Origin of the sequence: Lysobacter enzymogenes, from assembly GCF_017168095.1 — a bacterium.
GTDB classification, from domain to species: domain Bacteria; phylum Pseudomonadota; class Gammaproteobacteria; order Xanthomonadales; family Xanthomonadaceae; genus Lysobacter; species Lysobacter enzymogenes_D.
Genome location: NZ_LXSD01000326.1, coordinates 1 through 18,746 on the forward strand (window position 1 = coordinate 1; position 18,746 = coordinate 18,746).

Consider the following 18,746-nt stretch of genomic DNA (forward strand, 5'->3'; position numbering starts at 1 on the left):
GGCGCCGCTTCCGCCGGTCGTGCCGCCGGTTCCGGGCGCGGCGCCGCGCGCGCCGCCGGCAACATCGCCGCGCAGATCGCCGCGCTCGACAAGGTCGGCCTGCCGGCGCGCTTCCGCGATGGCGAGAAGGTCAAGGTCAACGTCGATCTGGCCCTGAGCCACGAGGACGTCAGCAACCCGATCCTGCTCGACCGCGCCACCGCGGCGCTGCGCGAAACCCTGCGCGGCGCCGGCGTGCAGGCGCGGCAGATCAACGGCTCGCCGAGCCTGGAAGCCTCGGTGCCGCTGGCGCAGCTGGAGTGGGTGGCCGGGCTGCAGCCGGTGGCGCAGGTGTCGCTGATGGCGATGACCACCACCGCCGCCTTCAGCGACGGCGCCACCGCCAGCAACATCGACCAGCTGCGCGCGCTCGGCAACTACGACCAGCTGGCGCAGGCGCTGCGCCGCGACCTGCGCGGCGAAAACCTGACCATCGCCATCGTCGATCACTTCAACAACCTCAACGGCACCGTGCAGGCGCTGCAGACCGCCGGCGAGTGGCCGGCCAACAGCGCCGCCGCGCCGAACAAGCTGACCCTGACCGCGTCCTCCGGCGGCGCGTTCGGCTATCGCGGCGTCGCCCACGGCAACGCGGTCACCGAGATCGCCTACGACATCGCGCCGGCGGCCAGCTTCCGCCTGTACGACAACGTCGGCGCGGCCGACTGGGTCAGCGCGATCCAGGACGCGGCCAACCTCAACGCCCAGAACGTGGCCCAGGGCGAGCCGCGCGCGCAGGTCATCACCGCCTCGCTGGGCTTCAACCTCAACGCGCCCGGCGACGGCACCGGCACCGGCAGCGACCTCAAGGGCCTGTACGAGGCGATCGAGGCGGCCAAGCGCAACGGCGCGATCGTGCTCAACGCCGCCGGCAACGAGGCGCAGGTGCATTGGGACGGCGACAGCACCGGCGGCGCCGGCACCAACGTGCTGCAGGACTTCGTGGTCGGCAACCGCGACGCCAACGGCGTGGAGATCGTGGAAAGCGTCAATCCGCTGACCATCGACGGGCTCTACGACGGCTGCATCCCGGTCGGCGCCAAGAGCCAGAAGGACAAGGACACCTTCGAATTCAGCGTGTGGCTGGGCTGGAACGACTGGACCAGCGCCAACAACACCACCAACGCCGACTACAAGCTCGAACTGGTGCGCTGGGCCGATGCGGTGACCCGCCGCCAGGGCGGCCGCACCGTGGTGGTGACGCCGGCGCGCTGGGTCGCGGTGGCGCAGTCCGACGATACGCAGAACGGCGGCGCCGGCCAGCAGCCGCTGGAGTTCGTTTCCTACGTCGCCCCGGCCGCCGACAAGACCACCGCGTGCGACGCGCAGGGCTTCAGCGCCACGCGCTTCTCCGGCGGCGGCAAGTTCGGCGTGCGCGTCACCCGCAAGACCGCCGGCGCGGCCAACTTCCTGCGCCTGATGAACGACGGCTACAACTTCCGCTACGGCCAGACCGAGCGCTCGCTGATCCACCCGGCCGATTCGGCCAGCGTGATCACCGTGGCGGCGCTGGACGCGGCGACCTCGAACCTGGAGGACTACAGCTCGCGCGGCCCGGTGCTCGCCGCCGGCGGCGCGCGTCCGAACGGCCAGGCGGCCGGCAACGCCAAGCCCGACCTGGCCAACTTCGCCAACGTCGACACCGTGTCCTACGGCGACAACGAATTCAACGGCACCTCCTCGGCGACGCCGCACGTGGCCGCGCTGGCGCTGCTGGGCCTGCAGCACCAGCGCCAGCTCACCGACGCCACCGTGCCGGCGCCGCTGCCGGCCGGCGCGACCCAGGCGCAGAAGGATGCGCGCAAGAGCCTGCTGACCCAGCGCAACGTGGCCCTGGCCGAGGCCACCTACGACGCGCTGGTGTACGTGGCCAGCACCGGCGGCAACGATCTCGGCCCGGTCGGCCTGGACGCCAGCTACGGCAACGGACGGCTGAAGTTCCACGCCAACTCCGAGGCCTGCTTCCTGGCGGCGCTGTACGACGCGCAGTACCGCTCGTTGCTGCCGGCGCAGGCCAATCCGCTGCCGGCCGGGCAGCAGAGCTACGACCAGTTGCTGGCGCGCAACAGCGCGGCCTGCTCGGCGCCGTAAGCGCGCAGGGTTCGTGGCCCGCGCCGTGCGCATGCGGCGCGGGTTGCCCCCAGGGGCGCCGGACTTCGGTCCGGCGCCTCTTTTTCGTTCGCCGCCTGCGGCCGCGGCGCGCGCGCCTTCGCGCAAATCCGCGCTGCGGCGCAACAGCGTTCACTCACGCTCACCTTCGCACTACCGCTTTTCGCCGGTCCGCGCGCGCGGGCCGCATCGTCCCACGGTTGTATACGCAGTGCCGCGCCCGGCGAGGACAAATGCGCCGCGCGAGTGCGCAGTTGCGCGATCGGCGCGGCTTCTGCTTCGCGCATCGCACTTTCGCCGCGGCGTCGCGATTAGCGTGCGTTCCCGACGCGAAACCGCCCGCGCCATGCCAGCCAGCCGACGTCGCCGCGACCGCGCAGCGCGCGCGGCCGTGCGCACTGGCACGGGCCGTCTCGCCGCGAAGCGGAAGCCTCCGCTTCGTCCATCGAGGAGCCCGGGGACCAGGACATGCCGCATACCTTCCGTACACACGCGCGCTCGCCCGCGCGGATGCGCTCGCTGCCGTTGCTGGCGGCGGCGCTGACGCTGGCGCTGGCCGCCTGCAGCGACGGCAACGTCAAGACCGAATCCGGCGCGCCGGCGCGGCCGCAGCAAGCCTGGAACGACGCGCCGCCGCCGCCGCCGCTGAGCTCGACCATTCCCAGGGACGTCAGCGTGCCGCAGAGCGATCCGAACCTGCAGGACCTGCAGGACGATTTCGATCTGTTCTCGTGGCAGTCCTTCGTCGCGGTGAACTGGCCGGCCGGGCCCGACGGCAATCCCCAGTCCGGCGCGACCATCGGCCCGGACGTGCCGACGGTGTGGGAGAACTGGAAGGAAAGCCGCGAGATCTTCCTGCCCGGCGGCGCGACCCCGCCGCCGTGGGGCCAGGACACGCCGCCGCCGGCGGTGTGCAAGGGCCTGGGCGATGCGACCTTGCGCCTGACCCAGGTCGGCAAGACCCCGAACGTGCTCGACGAAAGCGCCGAGCCGTTCGAGACCGGCCCGCTGATCGACCAGAACGGCCAGTACGTGCGCTTCGCCATCCTGACCAACCAGGACATGTTCGACAACATCGTCGGCAACGGCCTGTACAGCAAGGCCGGGCAGGAAAAGTTCGCCAAGCCGGCGAATTTCGCCCTGCCCAAGGGCTCGCCCAAGGTCGGCGCGATCATGGTCAAGTCGGCGTGGAAGGTGATGGGCGCCGGCGACGACGCCAAGCGCTTCCACACCGCCAAGGCGCTGGTCTACACCAACCCCGGCGAACACGAGGGCGTGCAGGCGGCGTGCAAGCTGCAGACGGTGGGCCTGGTCGGCCTGCACATCGCGCACAAGACCCAGGGCGAGCCGCAGTGGGTGTGGTCGAGCTTCGAGCACGTCGACAACGCGCCCAGCCAGGGCGAGCCGATCGACAAGGCGCATTACAACTTCTTCAACAAGAGCTGCACGACCTGCCAGGTCAACCAGCCGCCGCCGCGGCCGTGGAATCCGAACAATTCCTACACCCAGCCGACCCAGGTGATGCGGGCGATTCCGCTGACCGACTCGACCAAGCGGCTCAACGCGACCTATCAGGCGCTGTTGAACAAGAACCATCCGGGCACGGTGTGGGCCAACTACCAGCTGATCAGCACGCAGTGGCCGACCAACCCGACCAACCCGATCGATCCGCTCGGCAATCCGGCGCCGACCTTCCTCGCCAACACCACCATGGAGACCTATATCCAGGGCCGCGTGCCGAAGGGATCGTCGAGCTGCATGGACTGCCACAACGACGCGACCATGCACAACGGTCGGCCTGCGGATTTCACCTACCTGCTGCAGCGCGCGCAATAAGGGGACAGCGACATGGTGTTCGACTACATGGATTATTTCGTCAGCATGAGCGTCGGCCTGACCGGCTTCAGCCGCGATGCGATCGCGCCGCAGCTCGACACGATCAACATCAAGGCCGAGTACCTGCAGGCCTTCGACGTCAACCTGCCCAACGGCATGGCCGAGCAGATCCTGATCCAGTACAAGAAGCTGTTCGAAGCCGGCGGCAGCAAGCCCGGCAGCGAGGAGCGGATCGTCGGCCAGATGCTCGGCGGCACCGGTACCGACGCCGCGCAGATCCTGGCGATGCGCCAGCTGATCTTCCTGTGGTACGCCGGCGCCTGGCCGACCGTGCAGGCCGATCCGGGCTCGCTGACCGGCGGGCAGACCTTCAGCAGCGTGCTGTCGGCCGACAGCTACACCCAGGGCCTGGTGTGGCGGGTCATGCAATCGCATCCGATGGGCAGAACCACCTACAACTACGGCTATTGGGCCGACGTCCCGGCGCCGCTGTCGGCCTATCTGGAGAATCCGGTATGAGCATCGCGACGCCTACCGGCGGCTTCGACGTGGTGATCGTGGGCGCGGGCATCTCCGGCGCGATCATCGCCTACCAGCTCGGCAAGGCCGGCAAGAAGGTGCTGATCCTCGAAAGCGGGCCGCCGGTGCCCAAGAGCCGCGAGGACTATCTGCAGACCTTCTTCACCGCCAACGCCAAGACCCCCGAATCGCCGTATCCGCCGACCCTGCAGGGCCCCGGCAGCGCCGGCAATCCGCTCGGCCAGCCCGATCCGGCCACGCTCAACACGCCGCGCTACACGGTGCTGCATATCAACGCCTGGCAGAACCCGAAGCAGTGCTATTTCGTCTACGGCCCGCAGGCGGTGACCTCACCGACCGATCCGCAGATGACCTTCGCCTTCGGCAGTTCCTACGAGCGCGTCGCCGGCGGCACCACCTGGCATTGGCTGGGCACTTCGCTGATGCACCTGCCCAACGACTTCCAGCTCAAGAGCAAGTACGGCCAGGGCGTGGACTGGCCCGGCGGCGCGAAGTTCTACAACCAGCTGCTGCCGTACTACCGCGCCGCGACCGAAGTGATCGGCGTGTCCAGCGACCGCGATGCGATGGTGACGCTGTACAAGACCTTCAACGTGCAGCCCGACGGCGTGTACGGGCCGAACTACGATTTCCCGATGCCGGGCATCGTGATGTCGCTCAACGACGCGCTGTACCAGCAGAAGGTGACCTCGCTGACGGTGGACGGCATCTCGCTGTTCGTGACGCCGACGCCGCAGGGGCGCAACTCGCGCCCGGGCAACCGGCGCCAGTGCGCGGGCAACACCAACTGCATTCCGATCTGCCCGATCCAGGCTAAGTACGACGGCAGCGTGACCCTGGCCCAGGCGCTGCAGACCGGCAACGTGCAGATCCAGTACCAGGCCGTGGCCAGCAACATCCGCCTCAGCGGCAAGCAGGTCAGCGGCATCGACTTTCTGACCTACGACACCCAGACCGGGCCGGCCACCGGCGGCGGCACCGCGGTGGGCAAGCGCTACATCCTGGCCGCGCACGCGATCGAGACGCCGAAGCTGCTGCTGATGTCCAACCGCAACCCCGGCTGGCCCGACGGCGTGGCCAACGGCTCCGGCCAGGTCGGGCGCAACTTGATGGACCACGTGATGTACCTGGCCTGGGGCCTGGCCAAGGATCCGATCTACGCCTATCGCGGGCCGTTGGCGACCTCGGGCATCGAAGCCGCGCGCGACGGCGCGTTCCGCAGCCAGCGCGCGGCTTATCGCATCGAGATCGGCAACGAGGGCTGGAACTGGGCGGCCAACGATCCCAACACGACGCTGGCCGATTTCGTGTTCGGCCAGAACAACAGCCAGCTCAACGGCAACTCGGTCAACGCGCAGGGGCAGAAGCTGCGCTTCGATCCGAACCTGCCGGCGTTCAGCCAGCTCTACGGTTCCAAGCTGGCGAGCACGCTCAACGCCATCTACATCCGGCAACTGCGGCTGGGCTATCTGATCGAGCAACTGCCCGATCCCGACAACCGGGTGACGCTGTCGAGCCAGTACAAGGACCACCTCGGCCTGCCGCGGCCGCAGGTGACCTACCGCATCCGCGAAGACTACGTGCGCAACGCCTTCGTCTCGGCCAAGCAGGTGTCGACCCAGATCTTCCAGGCGCTGGGCGCGACCGAGTACACCCAGCCGCCGGCCGATGCGGTCATGAAGGGCGCCGGCGCCTCGCCGACGACCTTCCGCTATAAGGGCCAGAACTTCGTCTTCTACGGCGCCGGCCACATCATCGGCACTTACCGCATGGGCACCAGCGCCACCAACTCGGTGCTCAACGCGCGCCAGCAGTCGTGGGACCACGAGAACCTGTACATGGTCGGCAGCGGCGTGTTCCCGACCACGGCGACGGCGAACCCGACCCTGACCATCGCGGCGCTGGCCTTGCAGGCGGCGGACAACGTCCTGCACGACTTGGGCTGAGCTGTTTCGCCAGCGACCGGCGGCGTCCGCCTGGGCGCCGCCGTAGCGCGAAGGCAGCTGTTGTGGGAGGGACTTCAGTCCCGACGCTTTTGTGCCAGAGGCTGCAGCGCTTGCCGGAAGGGCGGCGCGCGCGGATCGGAGAGCGTCGGGACTGAAGTCCCTCCCACAGTCTCCGGCCCCACCGCTTTGTGTGGGAGGGACTTTAGTCCCGACGCCTTTGTGCCAGAGGCTGCAGCGCTCGCCGGAAGGGCGGCGCGTGCTGATCGGAGAGCGTCGGGACTGAAGTCCCTCCCACAAAGCTGCCGCTGCAACAACAGCTATCCTGGTCCCGCCTCCAGCCCGCGCAGCAACCGCTGCGCCACTTCGCGCAATTCCTGCCGGCGCTCGTGGCCGTCGATCAGTTCGAACTCGACCCCGGTCAGCGCCAGCAATGCCAGGATTTCCTCGGCGCTGTCGCCGCGCACGTGCAGCAGGCAGCTGGCGTCGTCGATGTGTTCGAGCACGCCGCACCACGGCGGCAAGCCCGGTGCCAGCGCTTCGGCGCTGCCGCGCAGGCGCACGCGCAGGCCGTCGCCGGTCATCACCTGGCTGATCGAGCGCTGCACGTACGCGGCCACGTCTTCGGGAAACTTGCGCGGCACGAAACCGCCGCCGCAGCGCAGCGCGCGGATGCGGTCGGCGCGGAACAGGCGCCAGTCCTCGCGGCTGCGGTCCCAGGCCAGCAGGTACCAGCGCCGGCCGCTGTTGACCAGGCGCAGCGGCTCGATGGTGCGGTGGCTGGCGCGACCGCCGCGATCGCTGTATTCCAGTTCCAGCAGGCGGTGGTCGCGGCAGGCGCCGGCCAGTTCGGTCAGGGTGTCGACGTCGGGGCTTTCGTCGTTGCGGCCCAGGCTCAGGGTCACCGAGTACAGCGCGCCGACGCGCCGGCGCAGGCGCGCCGGCAGCAGCTGGTCGAGCTTGCCGAGCAGGCCGACCGCGGTGTCCTCGATCCGCGCGACGCTGCTGGCGGCGCTGCGCAGCGCCACCACCATCGCCACCGCCTCGTCGTCGTCGAGCAGCAACGGCGGCAGGGTCGCGCCGGCGGCGAGCCGGTAACCGCCGCCGACGCCGGTGGAGGCCTGCACCGGATAGCCCAGTTCGCGCAGCCGGTCGACGTCGCGGCGCACGGTGCGCGCGTCCACTTCCAGGCGTTCGCACAATTCCGCCCCGGTCCAGTGGCGGCGCGATTGCAGCAGCGACAGCAGTCGCAGCAGGCGGGTCGAGGTCTTGAGCATGGGCCCAGTGTAGAACCGATTGAGGACATATCCTGTCCTCAAAGCGGGGTAAGCTGTTTTCGACCCGGGGCCATCGCCCCAGCCCAACCGGAGAACGCCTCGCCATGACCGTCCAGACCCACCAGGGCAGCTGCCACTGCGGCGCGATCCGTTACGAAGTCGACATCGACCTGGACGCCGGCACCTCGCGCTGCAACTGCTCGATCTGCGGCAAGCTGCGCAAGTGGGGCGCGATCGTGAAGCCCGACGCGTTCCGCCTGCTCGCAGGCAAGGTCGAGGAGATGGGCGACTACCAGTTCGGCACCTTCAGCGGCCACCACCGCTTCTGCAAGCAGTGCGGCGTGCACGCCTTCGGCGAGGGCGAACTGGACGTGCTGGGCGGCAAGTACTACTCGGTCAACGTCGCCTGCCTGGACGTGGACCACCAGATCCTCGCCGCGGCGCCGGTGCGGTTCATGGACGGCTTGCACAACAACTGGTTCGAAGTGCCGAAGGTGACGGGCCACCTGTAAGCGACGCCGTAGCCGATGCATCGCGGTCGCGGCTCGCGCCGCTCCTACAGGTAGCCCCTGTAGGAGCGGCGCGAGCCGCGACCGCGAAAACAGACCTACGCCGAAACCCCGATTGCCCTCGTCCACGCAAGACCACCGCCGCCATGGACACCGCCGCCCTCAAGAAACACTGCCGCGCCTACCCCGGCGCCGAAGAGAAACTCCACGGCGCGCCGTCCAACATCCTGGTCTACAGCGTCGGCGGCAAGTTCTTCGCCTACTTCAAGACCAGCGAACCCGAGCGCTGGCGTTTCAGCGTCAGGACCGAGTCCGATCGCTTCCTGGAGCTGACCGGCATGCCCGGGATCAAGCCGGCGCGCTTCATGGGCCGGCATCACTGGGTCACCGTGGTCGATGTGCGCCAGCTGCCGGCCGACTATCTGCTCGAACTGGTGGACTGGTCGTACCGGCGCGCGCTCGGCAACCTCAGCCGCAAGCGCCAGGCCGAAGCCTTGCACGCGGCGAGCGATGCGCTGCGCGCGCGGCTCACGCCGGTGGCGCCGCCGAAAGCGCGCCCAAGGTTGCCAGCGCCGTCTCGATTCGCGCATCGAGCGGGTGGCCGCAGTTGAGGCGCAGGCAGCGCGCGTAGCCGCGTTCGGCCGAGAACATCGGCCCCGGCGCGAGGCTGATGCCGCGTTGCGCGGCCTGCCGCTGCAGGGCCAGCGCCTCGCCGCCGGGCGGCAGTTCCAGCCACAGGAAATAGCCGCCGTCGGGCCGAGTGACGCGGGTGCCGGCGGGGAAGTGCCGCGCCACCGCGTCCAGGTACGCCGCCTGTTGCTGCGCCAGGGTCTGGCGCAATCCGCGCAGGTGCCGCTCGTAGCCGCCGCGCTGCAGATAGCGCGCGATCGCCAGTTGCGCCGGCACGCAGGTGGCCAGGGTGTTGGTGAGTTTCAGCCGCGCGACCTGCCGGGCGTAACACCCCGGCGCGGCCCAGCCGATCCGGTAACCCGGCGCGAGCGTCTTGGAAAACGACGAGCAATGCAGCACCAGCCCGCGCGTATCGAAGGCCTTGGCCGGCGGCGGCCGGTGCGCGCCGAAGTGCAGCTCGCCGTAGACGTCGTCCTCGATCAGCGGCAGCTCGTGGCGCGCCAGCAACTGCACCAGTTCGCGGGTCTTGGCTTCCGGCAGGCTGGCGCCGAGCGGGTTCTGGAACCGGGTCATCAGCCAGCAGGCCTTGGGCGCGTGGCGGCGGATCGCCGCGTCCAGCGCATCGAGTTCGATGCCTTCGCGCGGATGGGTCGGCACTTCGACCGCGCGCAGGCCGCGCCGCTCCAGCGTTTGCAGCGCGGCGTAGAAGCAGGGCGATTCGACCAGCACCGCGTCGCCCGGTTGGGTCACCGCGGCGATGCACAGGTTCAGCGCCTCGATCGCGCCGTTGCAGATCACCAGGTCGTTCGCGCCCAGCTCGACCCCGCCGACCCGGTAGCGCAGCGCGATGTGGCGGCGCAGTTCGGCATTGCCCGGGGTCAGGTCGTCGACCGTGCTGCGCGGGTCCAGATGCACCGCCTCGTGCGCCATCGCCCGGCCGAGCTTGGCCAGCGGGAACAGCGCCGGGCTCAGGAAGGCCGAGCCCAGCGGCACGATATCGCGCGCCATCGCCGACTCCAGCACCTCGAACACCAGCGCGCTGACGTCGACCGGGCGCGACTCGCCGCGCGGCGCCGAGGCCGTGTCGGGCTCCGGCGGCAGCCGCTGCGCGGCCTGCGCCACGTAATAGCCCGAGCGCGGCCGCGACTGCACCAGCCCCTGCGCTTCGAGCAGGTAATAGGCCTGGAACACCGTGGCCGGGCTGAGCTTGCGCGCCGCGCTGGTCTGGCGCACCGACGGCAGGCGCTGACCGGGCCGCAGCAGGCCTTGGCGGATCGAGCGGGCGAGGTCGTCGGCGAGGGTCTGGTAGCGGGGCATGGGGGCGGGAGTGGGGGCCAGGGGTTGGGGAACTGAGGGGCCGGGGGCAGGCGCAGTGCGCAGGAGGCTGGAAACACGATCGAGGACGCCATCCGCCACCGCAGCGCCACCCCAGTTCCCCAACCCCAAACCCCGCCTCTGATTCTCAGTAATTTGAGCGACTGATCCGGTTTTCCATTCCAAATCTGAGTCTACGCAATCTGCACCGATAGACGAACAATAGACCCCGCAGCAAAAGCTGCGCGAACGCCCAAACCCATGAATCCGCAAGTCGAACTCAATCTGGCGCTGATCCTGTTCGTGCCCTGGTTTTCGATCCTGGGCTGGCTGTTCTGGGCCTACCCGCGCCAGCCGCGCACTGCGGCGCGCACGGTCTTCGACAGCGCCGCCCTGGTCCTGGCCGCCATCGCCGCGTTCTGGGGCATGCACTGGAGCATGTACAACGCCGACCCGCACGCCGGCGCGATCTGGAAGCAGGTGCTGGCGACCTCGGTCGCCTACGGCCTGTTCCTGGCGGTGATGACCGCGGCGCTGATCGCGCGCTGGCGCTGGCTGCGCGGACGCCGCGCCGCCGTCTGATTCTTCCGTCCCCCACCGCCCGCACGGGCAAGGTCGCACCATGAAACTGCTGTTCGTCGCCGGTTTCCTCGCCGTGATCGTCTACAACCTCGGCGCCGGCCTGTACTACATGCTGGTCGACAAAGGCAGCAGCAAGCGCACGGTCAACGCGCTGACCCGCCGGATCGGGTTTTCGATCGCGCTGATCGCATTGGTGATCGTCGGCATCGCCACCGGTGTGGTGCAGCCGCACGGCGTGGGCGTCTGATCCCGCGCAACTGCGCAGCGAAGCGGCCCGGCGCGCGGGCGCTAAACTCGGGGTTCCGCCACCTGCGAACGCGCACCCCATGGCCGAGCCGTGCATCGTCCGCCGCGACGAACCCAGCGAGTACTACCTCAGCGAGCGCTGCCACGTGCTCGAGCACTGGAACGCGGCCGAGGACGCGCAGGCCTCGGTCGCGCGCATCCGGGTCGCGCCGGGCACGACCACGCAACTGCATCGGCTGCGCGGCACCGCCGAGCGTTACCTGATCCAGAGCGGGCGCGGCCGCATCGAAGTCGCCGGCCTCGCGCCCGCCGAAGTCGCGGCCGGCGATGCGGTCTTCATTCCCCCCGACGCCGCGCAGCGCATCGCCAACCTCGGCGACGACGATCTGGTGTTCCTGGCGATCTGCACCCCGCGCTTCGTGCCCGACTGCTACGAAGACCTCGAACCGGAGGCCGCATGAGCGCCGCGCCCGACCTGAGCCGGCGCTACCTCGGCTGCCTGCTCGGCCTGGCCTGCGGCGATGCGGTCGGCACCACCGTGGAATTCAAGGCGCGCGGCGATTTCGCGCCGCTGACCGACATGACCGGCGGCGGCCCGTTCGGCCTGCGCGCGGGCGAATGGACCGACGACACCTCGATGGCGCTGTGCCTGGGCGCGAGCCTGCTGCACTGCCGCGGCTTCGACCCGCGCGACCAGATGAACCGCTATTGCAACTGGCGTTCGCACGGCTACATGAGCAGCAACGGCGAATGCTTCGACATCGGCATGACGGTGAGCGCGGCGCTCGACCGCTACCTGCGCAGCGGCGACCCGTACGCCGGCGATCCCAACCCGCGCAGCGCCGGCAACGGCGCGCTGATGCGGCTGGCGCCGGTGCCGATGCTGTGGCGGCGCGATCCCGAGCGGACCCGCCGCTACGCCGCCGAATCCACCCGCACCACCCACGGCGCGGCCGAAGCGCTGGAATGCTCGCGCCTGTTCGCCAGCCAGGTGCGCGCGGCGCTGATGGGCGCCGGCAAGGAAGCGGCGCTGACCCCGGCGATGCCGCCGCCGCAGAGCGAAAAAGTCGCGGCGATCCATGCCCGCGCCTACGCCGGCAAGCGCGAGGACGAGATCCGCGGCAACGGCTACAGCGTGGATTCGCTGGAGGCCGCGCTGTGGTGCTTCCTGCACACCGATTCGTTCGAAGCCGCGATCCTGCGCGCGGCCAACCTCGGCGAGGACGCCGACACCACCGCGGCGATCTGCGGGCAGATCGCCGGCGCGTTCTATGGCGTGGACGCGATTGCGCCGGCGTGGCTGCAGCGCCTGGTCATGCGCGAGGAGATCGCGGCGATGGCGCAGGCGCTGCTGGCCTTGTCCGAGGAATCGCTCGAAGCGGTCGAATAAGGCCGCACGGCCGCGGCGGCGCGCGCGGCTGGCAAGCCGGCGCGGCGCGCTCAGGCCGCGGTGACGTCGCGCAGTTCCCAGCCGCTGCCGGCCAGCAGGCGCAGCCGGTGCTTGAGCACGGTGCCCGACAGCGCGGTCACCACGGTCAGGTCCTGGCGCAGATCGCGCTGTTCGCCGGTCACCGACGCGTTCGGGTCGGTCGCGCCGAGGCTGGGATCGACTTCGTCCGGATCGGGCTGCTTGGCGCGCCAGCGCTCGAACAGCGCATCGCTGCGCAGCGCGTCCTGCAATTGCGCGGCGAAGCCTTCGGCGCTGACCGCGGTGAAGGACAGGTCGGCGTCGCTGCCGCGCGCGCGGTCGGCGTCGGGAATGCTGAGGAAGTAACGGGTGGCCATTCGCATCTCTCGGTGAGTGGGCGCGTTCAGATTAGTGAGCGCGACATTGGGTGCGCGTGAACGCGACAGTGCCTGGAGGAGCATGCGCCGGCCCGCACCGCCGCGCGACCGGGCCGCGGCCGGTCGCCGGATTCGTGACGGCGCAAGCGGCTCAGGCCGAATCCGGCGTGCCGCCGGCGCGGCGGAAAGCGATCGCCCCGCGCAGGGCGGGGCGATCGGCTCAGGCGGTCGCAGCGGCGCGACTCACTCGTCCTCGTCGTGCGCCGCATGCGGCCCATGCGGCCCATGCCCCTTCGGGCAATGGCAGACCGAGGTCGGGCCGTATTCGGCGCCGAAGGTGCGGCCGTCGCGGTGGCGCTGCCAGTAGAAGAACGGCGCTTTCTCGTTCTTGTTGCCGATCTCGGCCATGTCCGCGTCGACGTCGAACAGACGCCCGTCGACCATCACGTAGCGGGTGTCGATGGTGGCGCGGATGTTCTCCAGCGGATTGCCGTTGAGCACGACCAGGTCGGCCTTCTTGCCGGTTTCCAGCGAACCCAGCGACTTCGACAGGCCGAGGTAGTCGGCGCCGTCGATGGTCGCCGCGCGCAGCGCTTCGAAGTTGCTCATGCCGCCCTGGGTCAGCATCCAGATTTCCCAATTCGCCGACAGGCCCTGCAACTGGCCGTGGCCGCCGACCTGGATCTTGATCCCGGCGTCGCGCAGCTTCTTCACCGACCTGGACACCTGCACGTGCCAGTAATCCCAGTCCGGCGCGGTTTCGCGGCGGATCGAGCGCGCGTCCAGCGTCTCGCGCGGGAAGAAGCGGTTGAGCTTCTTGTCTTCCCAGACGTTGTCGCGCGCGTACCACCAGTACTCGCCGGACAAACCGCCGTAGCTGACCACCAGGGTCGGGGTGTTGCGCACGTCGGTCTGCCGCCACAGCTCGACCACGTCCTTGTACAGCGGCGCCACCGGGATGTTGTGCTCGATGCCGGTGGCGCCGTCGAGGATCATCGGCAGGTTGTGGTTGAAGGTCGAGCCGCCTTCCTCGACCACCAGCATGCCGAGCTCGCGCGCGGCCTGGTTGATCTGCTGGTGCTGCTCGCGCCGCGGCTGGTTGTAGCTCTTGACCGAGAACGCGCCGTTGGCCTTCATCCGGCGCAGGTGGCCGCGCGCGTCGTCGAGCGAATTGACCACCGCCTTGAAGTCGCCGTCGGCGCCGTACAGGATCGTGCCGGTGGAGAACACGCGCGGGCCTACCATCTTGCCGGCCTTGACCAGTTCGGATTCGGAGAACACGAACTCGGTGGTGGCCGAGGGGTCGTGCATGGTGGTGATGCCGAAGGCGAGGTTGGTGTAATAGGCCCAGTTCTGTTGCGGCACCACGCCCTGGCCGAAGTGCGCGGCGTGCGCGTGCACGTCGATGTAGCCCGGCAGGATGGTCTTGCCGCTGGCGTCGATGCTGCGCGCGCCGGCCGGCACCGTCACCTGCGCGCTCGGGCCGACCGCGACGATCTCGTCGCCGCGCACCACCACGGTGCCGTCTTCGATCACTTCCTGGGCGTTGTCGGCGTTGCGCATGGTCACCACGCGCGCGTGGGTGAAGGCGACGGTATCCTTCGGCGCGTACACCGGAACCTCCAGCCCGACCGCGATGCCGCGTTCGTCGGCCGAGGGCTTGGCAATGCTGGCCGGCGCGCCCGGCAGGAACGCGAACGCCTGATTGAGCGCGCGCGAGTGGTACTGGTTGCCGACCATCCAGTGCAGCGACCTGGAATCGGCCGACCAGTGCAGATAGCTGCCGACATCGGCGCTGACCGGCGCCACCGGCAGCGCCTTGCTGTCCTTGCTCAGTTCGACCGAACCGGTGCCGGTCATCATCGGCGCGACATAGGCGTTGAACAGTTCGGTGAACGCCACCCACTTGCCGTCGGGGCTGATGCTGATCGAATCGACGTACTTGAGGTTGAAGACCTCGCGTTCGTCCTCGCCGTTGAGGCCGACCGACATCAGCTTCTTCTTCAGGCCGCCGCCGGTGAGGTAGTACACGCGCGTGCCGTCGGCGCTGAACTGCGGCGACTCGCCGCTGGCGGCCACGCGCGTGGGCTTGCCGCCGTCGGCGCCCATCACGTAGATGCCGCGATCCACCGACCACAGGCTGCCGGTGAGGCCGCCGCCGCCGGTCTTGGCGTAGACGATGCGGCGCCCGTCGGGCGAGAAGCGCGGGCCGTAGTAGAAGCCCTTGTCCTGGGTCAGACGCTTGCCGCCGCCGCCGTTCGCGCCGGCGACGTAGATCGCGCTGAGCGCGGCGTCGGACCACGTGGTGTAGAGCAGCTTGCTGCCGTCGGCGCTGAAGCTGGGCTGGTATTCGTAGAGGTTGTCGTTGCCGGTCAAACGCTCAGGCCTGCCGTCGGGCAGGCGCTTGCGCCACAGCTGGCCGACCGCGTGGAAGATCAGGGTCTTGCCGTCGGCGCTGGTGGCGACGTCGCGGATCATCTTCGGATCGAAGCGGCCGGCGTCGAGTTTCTGTTCGAAGCGCAGGGCTTCGGCGACGGTCTGCTCGACGTGCGCGCTGAACGGGATCTGCGCCGGCTTGCCGCTGGCCATGTCCACGCGCCACAGCTTGCCCTGCGCCCAGATCACCACCGACTTGGAATCCGGGGTCCAGGCGAAATTGGCGTAAGGGCCGAAGATCGCCCAGGCCTCCTGCATGTCGTGCGAGAGCCCGTCCCACACCGGCCGCGCTTCGCCGCTGGCGAGGTCGAGCACGTGCAGCACCGACTTCTCGCGGATGCGCTTGACGAAGGCCAGCGACTTGCCGTCGGGCGAGGGCTGCGGCCGCACCGCGCCGCCGCCGGTGTCGATCACCGTCGCGGTCTTGCCGGTCTGACGGTCCAGGCGCTTGATCGCGTAAATGGTGTCGTGCGGGTTCTTGTTGTACTGGAAGGTCGGGCCGCCGGTGACGTCTTCGGAGAAGTAGACGTAGCGCCCGTCCGGCGACACCGCCGGTTCGCCGAGATCCTGCTGGTCGTTCTTCTGCTTGGTCAGCTGCAGGCCGCCGCCGCCCGCGGCGGCGTGATAGATCCACAGCTCGCCGGCGCCGAGCGAGCGTTCGCCGGTGAAGTGCTTGCGGCCGATCAGGTACTGGCCGTCGGGCGTCCAGGCCGGGTTGTTGAGCAGGCGGAAGTCTTCCTTGGTCACCGCGACCGGATTGCCGCCGTCGCGGTTCATCCGCCACAGGTTGTTGCCGCCGCCGCGGTCGGAGGTGAAGGCGATCTGGCGGCCGTCGGGCGAGAACCGCGGCTGCACGTCCCAGGCCGGGCCTTGGCTGATGCGGCGCGCCTGGCCGCCGCCGATCGGCAGCAGGTAGATGTCGCCGAGCAGCGAGAACGCGATCTCGCGGCCGTCCGGGGACACGTCCAGGTCCATCCAGGTGCCTTCGTCGGTGTCGAAGGCGATGGTCTTGGTCGGGCCGTGGGCGGCGTCGACGTCCCACTTCTTCTCGTCCTTGTCGGCGGCCTTGGCCGCGCCCTTGGCGCTGGCCGCCGGCGCGCGCGCCGGATCGGTACCGGCGGGCTTGAGCGCATCCTGCTCGAGTTGGGCAGCCGGTTTGTCGGCGTCCTGGCCTTTGCGTTCCTGGGGCGCCGGCGGCGTCTGGGCGAAGGCCGGCGTGGCGAGCGCGCTGGCGAGGGCGAGGGCGAGCAGGCGATGGCTGGGCATGGAGCGGTTACCTGGGGCGGACAAGACCGGCAGGCTAACCCGCCATGAGGCGCATGGGCCTGGGCTGGAAGTCCTGTTGGGGGCGGGGAACGCGCAGGCGCCGATGAAGCGGCTGTCGCTCCTGCGCCTGCAATTGCACTTGTTCTTGCCCTTCGCTCCCCCCGTCGCCCCGAACTCGCCACAGGCAACCGTAGACCCGAAGGGCGGCGCGCACGATGCGCGCCGTGCGCCACCCATACCATGGATTTCGTCGCGGTTGCGGCGTCGCGGTCGCGGCTCGCACCGCTCCTGCAGTCGAATACGAAACTCGCCGAAGCCCCTGTAGGAGCGACGCAAGTCGCGACCACGCCACCGCAACTACGACAAACTCCGCCTAAGCCCGGGGACCGAATAGCTACAGCAAAGCCGTTTGCCCACGCAAACGCAAAAGGCCGCGGCTTTCGCCACGGCCTTTTCGCGCTTGCATCGCAAGGACGCTTACTGCCCCTTGCGCTTGGGCACGTACTCCTCCTGCACCGCCTTGGCCAGCAACGCCGGCGGCAGCAGGCCCTGGTCGAGCAGGAAGTTGTTGAAGCCCTGGCGGTCGAACTTGTCGCCCAGCGCCAGCTCGGTGCCCATGCGCAACTCCAGGATCCGGCTGTAGCCGTAGAAGTAGCTGCCGGCCTGGCCGGGCATGTTGAACATGTAGCGGTCCAGCTCCTGCTTGGTCATCGCCTCGGAGAAACCGACCTGCTCGCGCAGCACCTTGCCGGCGCTGGCGCGGTCGGTCAGGCCGAGGTTGAGCATCGGGTCGAGGATCGCGCGCGCCGCGCGCAGCAGGCGGAACTGCAGCGCGATCAGCTGCCCGTCCAGCGGCTCGTAGGGCACCATCTCGGCCTCGGCGTACAGCGCCCAGCCTTCGACGTTGACCGAGTTGAACGCGAATAGCGAGCGCGCCAGCGACACGCCGCGTTCGACCATCGCGGTGAACTGCAGCTCGTGGCCGGGACGGCCCTCGTGCGCCGACAGCGTCCACGCCGCCGATTCGTAGTTGAAATCGTCGTACTGCAACGCCTTGCCGTCGGGGCTGGGCACCGCCACCGGCAGCACGAACTGGCCCTGCTGGCCGGTGTTGCCGACCAGCTGCGCCGGCAGGAAGTGCGGCGCCGGCTGCGCCGCCGATTCGGCCTCGCTGCCCAGGCGCATCACCATCGGCCGCTGCGGCACGTCGACGATCTTTTCCTTGCGGATGATCGGGTCGATCGCGTCGATGATCTTGCGATAGCGCCCTTCGAGCTGGTCGTTGGGAATGGTGTCGCGCTTGAGCGCCTCGATCACCGCCACGTAATCGTGCGGATCGGCGACCTTCAGGCCCTTGGCCTGCGCCACCAGCGGCGCCAGCTGGCGCATCGCCGCGCGGGTTTCCATGAACTCGACCTGGGCGCGGCGGATCAGCATCTGCGGTTCGACGTCGATGCCGAACTGCTTGAGCCCGAACGCGTACAGCTCCTCGGGCAGGCGCGCGTCGGTGCGCGCCTTCGGCAGCACCTGCTCGCGCGTCCACCGGCCGTAGTCGCGCAGCTGCGTCTCCATCGCCTTGAGCGCGGGCTCGGCGCCGGCGATCTTGTACTTGGCGAACAGCTTGCGGATGCCGGCGACGTAGGTATCGACGTTGGCCAGCGCCTGCTCGACTTCGAGCTTGCTCGGCGGCAGCAGCGCGGCGTTGCTCAGCCGCTCCTCGTAACGCGCGCGCGCCAGTTCGGTCAGCGGCTGGCTGCCCGGCGCCTGGCCGACATAGGCCTGCAGGCGCGCCAACGCCTTGGCCCGGCGCGCCGGGTCGATCTGGTCGGTCAGCAACGCGTTGAGGCCCGAGAACACCGTCTGCGGCGCGTCGAACCACGGCAGCATCAGCTTCTCGTTGAGCTCGCTGCCCTGCACGCTGCGGTCGATCGCGCCGAGCAGGATCTCCAGGTCCTGGCGCACGTTGGCGTCGCGCTCGAGTTCGAGCTTCTCCTGCAGCTGCGCGCGCGCCTTGGCCAGCGCGGCGCGGTAGCGTTCGTTCACGCCGGGGCGCAGGTCGGTGACCTTGTCGTCGTAGCCGGGAATGCCGAAGAACGAGAAGCCTTCCGGGGCGAAATCGGCCTGGGCCTTGATCAGTATCTTGGTGTATTCGTTGCTTTGGGCGACCCAGGCCGGCGCCGGCTTGGCCGCGCTCCTGGCCGCGGCGGGCGCGGCGGCCGGTGCGGCGGCGGCGA

General features: G+C 69.5%; 15 protein-coding genes and 1 pseudogene. 10 read left to right on the plus strand and 6 right to left on the minus strand.

What is annotated here, in order from left to right; genetic code table 11:
* The 4 genes from A7A76_RS11560 to A7A76_RS11575 all read left to right on the plus strand — a co-directional run.
* The coding region (locus A7A76_RS11560) for a S8 family serine peptidase (RefSeq protein ID WP_206411321.1) at nt 1-2,130 on the plus strand (2,130 nt) is incomplete at its 5' end.
* A 486-nt stretch (nt 2,131-2,616) separates the two neighbouring features.
* Entirely contained in the window at nt 2,617-3,984 is a 1,368-nt protein-coding gene (locus tag A7A76_RS11565; protein ID WP_241200878.1) for a hypothetical protein, read from the plus strand.
* A 12-nt stretch (nt 3,985-3,996) separates the two neighbouring features.
* Nucleotides 3,997-4,503, plus strand: a complete 507-nt coding sequence (locus A7A76_RS11570) for a hypothetical protein (protein WP_206411322.1) — start codon at nt 3,997-3,999, stop codon at nt 4,501-4,503.
* Nucleotides 4,500-6,470 carry a GMC family oxidoreductase gene (locus A7A76_RS11575; protein WP_241200879.1) on the plus strand — a complete coding sequence of 657 codons (1,971 nt, stop codon included), beginning with the start codon at nt 4,500-4,502 and terminating at the stop codon, nt 6,468-6,470. Before A7A76_RS11570 ends, A7A76_RS11575 begins: the two co-directional genes overlap by 4 nt.
* A gap of 46 nt (nt 6,471-6,516) precedes the next feature.
* Here A7A76_RS11575 and A7A76_RS26545 read toward each other — a convergent pair.
* Together A7A76_RS26545 and A7A76_RS11580 are read right to left on the minus strand one after the other, a co-directional pair.
* A pseudogene (locus A7A76_RS26545) lies at nt 6,517-6,639 on the minus strand (DUF6053 domain-containing protein); the annotation flags it as partial.
* Between the two features lie 148 nt (nt 6,640-6,787).
* Nucleotides 6,788-7,744 (minus strand): helix-turn-helix transcriptional regulator, encoded by a 957-nt coding sequence (locus A7A76_RS11580; RefSeq protein ID WP_206411323.1) that lies wholly within the window; start codon nt 7,742-7,744, stop codon nt 6,788-6,790.
* Between the two features lie 104 nt (nt 7,745-7,848).
* Between A7A76_RS11580 and A7A76_RS11585 the strand changes: the two genes are divergently transcribed.
* Together A7A76_RS11585 and A7A76_RS11590 are read left to right on the plus strand one after the other, a co-directional pair.
* The gene (locus A7A76_RS11585; protein ID WP_206411324.1) at nt 7,849-8,256 is read left to right on the plus strand and encodes a GFA family protein; all 408 of its coding nucleotides are present in this window, start codon (nt 7,849-7,851) and stop codon (nt 8,254-8,256) included.
* A 143-nt stretch (nt 8,257-8,399) separates the two neighbouring features.
* On the plus strand, nt 8,400-8,864 hold the full coding sequence (locus A7A76_RS11590) for an MmcQ/YjbR family DNA-binding protein (RefSeq protein WP_206411325.1): 465 nt from the start codon (nt 8,400-8,402) through the stop codon (nt 8,862-8,864).
* Here the strand turns inward: A7A76_RS11590 and A7A76_RS11595 are convergent.
* A complete protein-coding gene (locus A7A76_RS11595; RefSeq protein ID WP_206411326.1) occupies nt 8,782-10,200 on the minus strand; it encodes a PLP-dependent aminotransferase family protein in 1,419 nt (472 codons plus the stop codon). The two genes, A7A76_RS11590 and A7A76_RS11595, sit on opposite strands and share 83 nt — an antisense overlap.
* A gap of 258 nt (nt 10,201-10,458) precedes the next feature.
* Between A7A76_RS11595 and A7A76_RS11600 the strand changes: the two genes are divergently transcribed.
* The 4 genes from A7A76_RS11600 to A7A76_RS11615 all read left to right on the plus strand — a co-directional run bounded on the left by A7A76_RS11600 (nt 10,459) and on the right by A7A76_RS11615 (nt 12,415).
* Nucleotides 10,459-10,779, plus strand: a complete 321-nt coding sequence (locus A7A76_RS11600) for a hypothetical protein (protein WP_206411327.1) — start codon at nt 10,459-10,461, stop codon at nt 10,777-10,779.
* Nucleotides 10,780-10,819: 40 nt separating this feature from the next.
* Nucleotides 10,820-11,026: a twin transmembrane helix small protein gene (locus A7A76_RS11605; RefSeq protein ID WP_206411328.1), complete on the plus strand. Its 207-nt coding sequence runs from the start codon at nt 10,820-10,822 to the stop codon at nt 11,024-11,026.
* A 79-nt stretch (nt 11,027-11,105) separates the two neighbouring features.
* Complete coding sequence (locus tag A7A76_RS11610; protein WP_206411329.1) at nt 11,106-11,486, plus strand: cupin domain-containing protein; 381 nt, start codon at nt 11,106-11,108, stop codon at nt 11,484-11,486.
* Entirely contained in the window at nt 11,483-12,415 is a 933-nt protein-coding gene (locus A7A76_RS11615) for an ADP-ribosylglycohydrolase family protein (protein WP_206411330.1), read from the plus strand. The genes A7A76_RS11610 and A7A76_RS11615 overlap by 4 nt, the downstream gene beginning before the upstream one ends.
* Before the next feature lie 50 nt (nt 12,416-12,465).
* On the opposite strand, the gene A7A76_RS11620 is transcribed toward A7A76_RS11615, so the two are convergent.
* From A7A76_RS11620 to A7A76_RS11630, 3 genes are all read right to left on the minus strand, one after another.
* Nucleotides 12,466-12,810, minus strand: a complete 345-nt coding sequence (locus tag A7A76_RS11620; protein ID WP_206411331.1) for a hypothetical protein — start codon at nt 12,808-12,810, stop codon at nt 12,466-12,468.
* 243 nt (nt 12,811-13,053) lie between these two features.
* Nucleotides 13,054-16,512, minus strand: a complete 3,459-nt coding sequence (locus A7A76_RS11625) for an amidohydrolase family protein (protein WP_206411332.1) — start codon at nt 16,510-16,512, stop codon at nt 13,054-13,056.
* A 477-nt stretch (nt 16,513-16,989) separates the two neighbouring features.
* On the minus strand, nt 16,990-18,746 hold a 1,757-nt coding region (locus tag A7A76_RS11630; protein WP_206411333.1), incomplete at its 5' end, for a DUF885 domain-containing protein.

Bases quoted from the DNA above. Each gene is read 5' to 3' on its own strand.
- A7A76_RS11565 (WP_241200878.1), top strand. From the start codon at position 2,617: ATGCCGCATACCTTCCGTACACACGCGCGCTCGCCCGCGCGGATGCGC.
- A7A76_RS11570 (WP_206411322.1), top strand. From the start codon at position 3,997: ATGGTGTTCGACTACATGGATTATTTCGTCAGCATGAGCGTCGGCCTG.
- A7A76_RS11575 (WP_241200879.1), top strand. From the start codon at position 4,500: ATGAGCATCGCGACGCCTACCGGCGGCTTCGACGTGGTGATCGTGGGC.
- A7A76_RS11580 (WP_206411323.1), bottom strand. From the start codon at position 7,744: ATGCTCAAGACCTCGACCCGCCTGCTGCGACTGCTGTCGCTGCTGCAA.
- A7A76_RS11585 (WP_206411324.1), top strand. From the start codon at position 7,849: ATGACCGTCCAGACCCACCAGGGCAGCTGCCACTGCGGCGCGATCCGT.
- A7A76_RS11590 (WP_206411325.1), top strand. From the start codon at position 8,400: ATGGACACCGCCGCCCTCAAGAAACACTGCCGCGCCTACCCCGGCGCC.
- A7A76_RS11595 (WP_206411326.1), bottom strand. From the start codon at position 10,200: ATGCCCCGCTACCAGACCCTCGCCGACGACCTCGCCCGCTCGATCCGC.
- A7A76_RS11600 (WP_206411327.1), top strand. From the start codon at position 10,459: ATGAATCCGCAAGTCGAACTCAATCTGGCGCTGATCCTGTTCGTGCCC.
- A7A76_RS11605 (WP_206411328.1), top strand. From the start codon at position 10,820: ATGAAACTGCTGTTCGTCGCCGGTTTCCTCGCCGTGATCGTCTACAAC.
- A7A76_RS11610 (WP_206411329.1), top strand. From the start codon at position 11,106: ATGGCCGAGCCGTGCATCGTCCGCCGCGACGAACCCAGCGAGTACTAC.
- A7A76_RS11615 (WP_206411330.1), top strand. From the start codon at position 11,483: ATGAGCGCCGCGCCCGACCTGAGCCGGCGCTACCTCGGCTGCCTGCTC.
- A7A76_RS11620 (WP_206411331.1), bottom strand. From the start codon at position 12,810: ATGGCCACCCGTTACTTCCTCAGCATTCCCGACGCCGACCGCGCGCGC.
- A7A76_RS11625 (WP_206411332.1), bottom strand. From the start codon at position 16,512: ATGCCCAGCCATCGCCTGCTCGCCCTCGCCCTCGCCAGCGCGCTCGCC.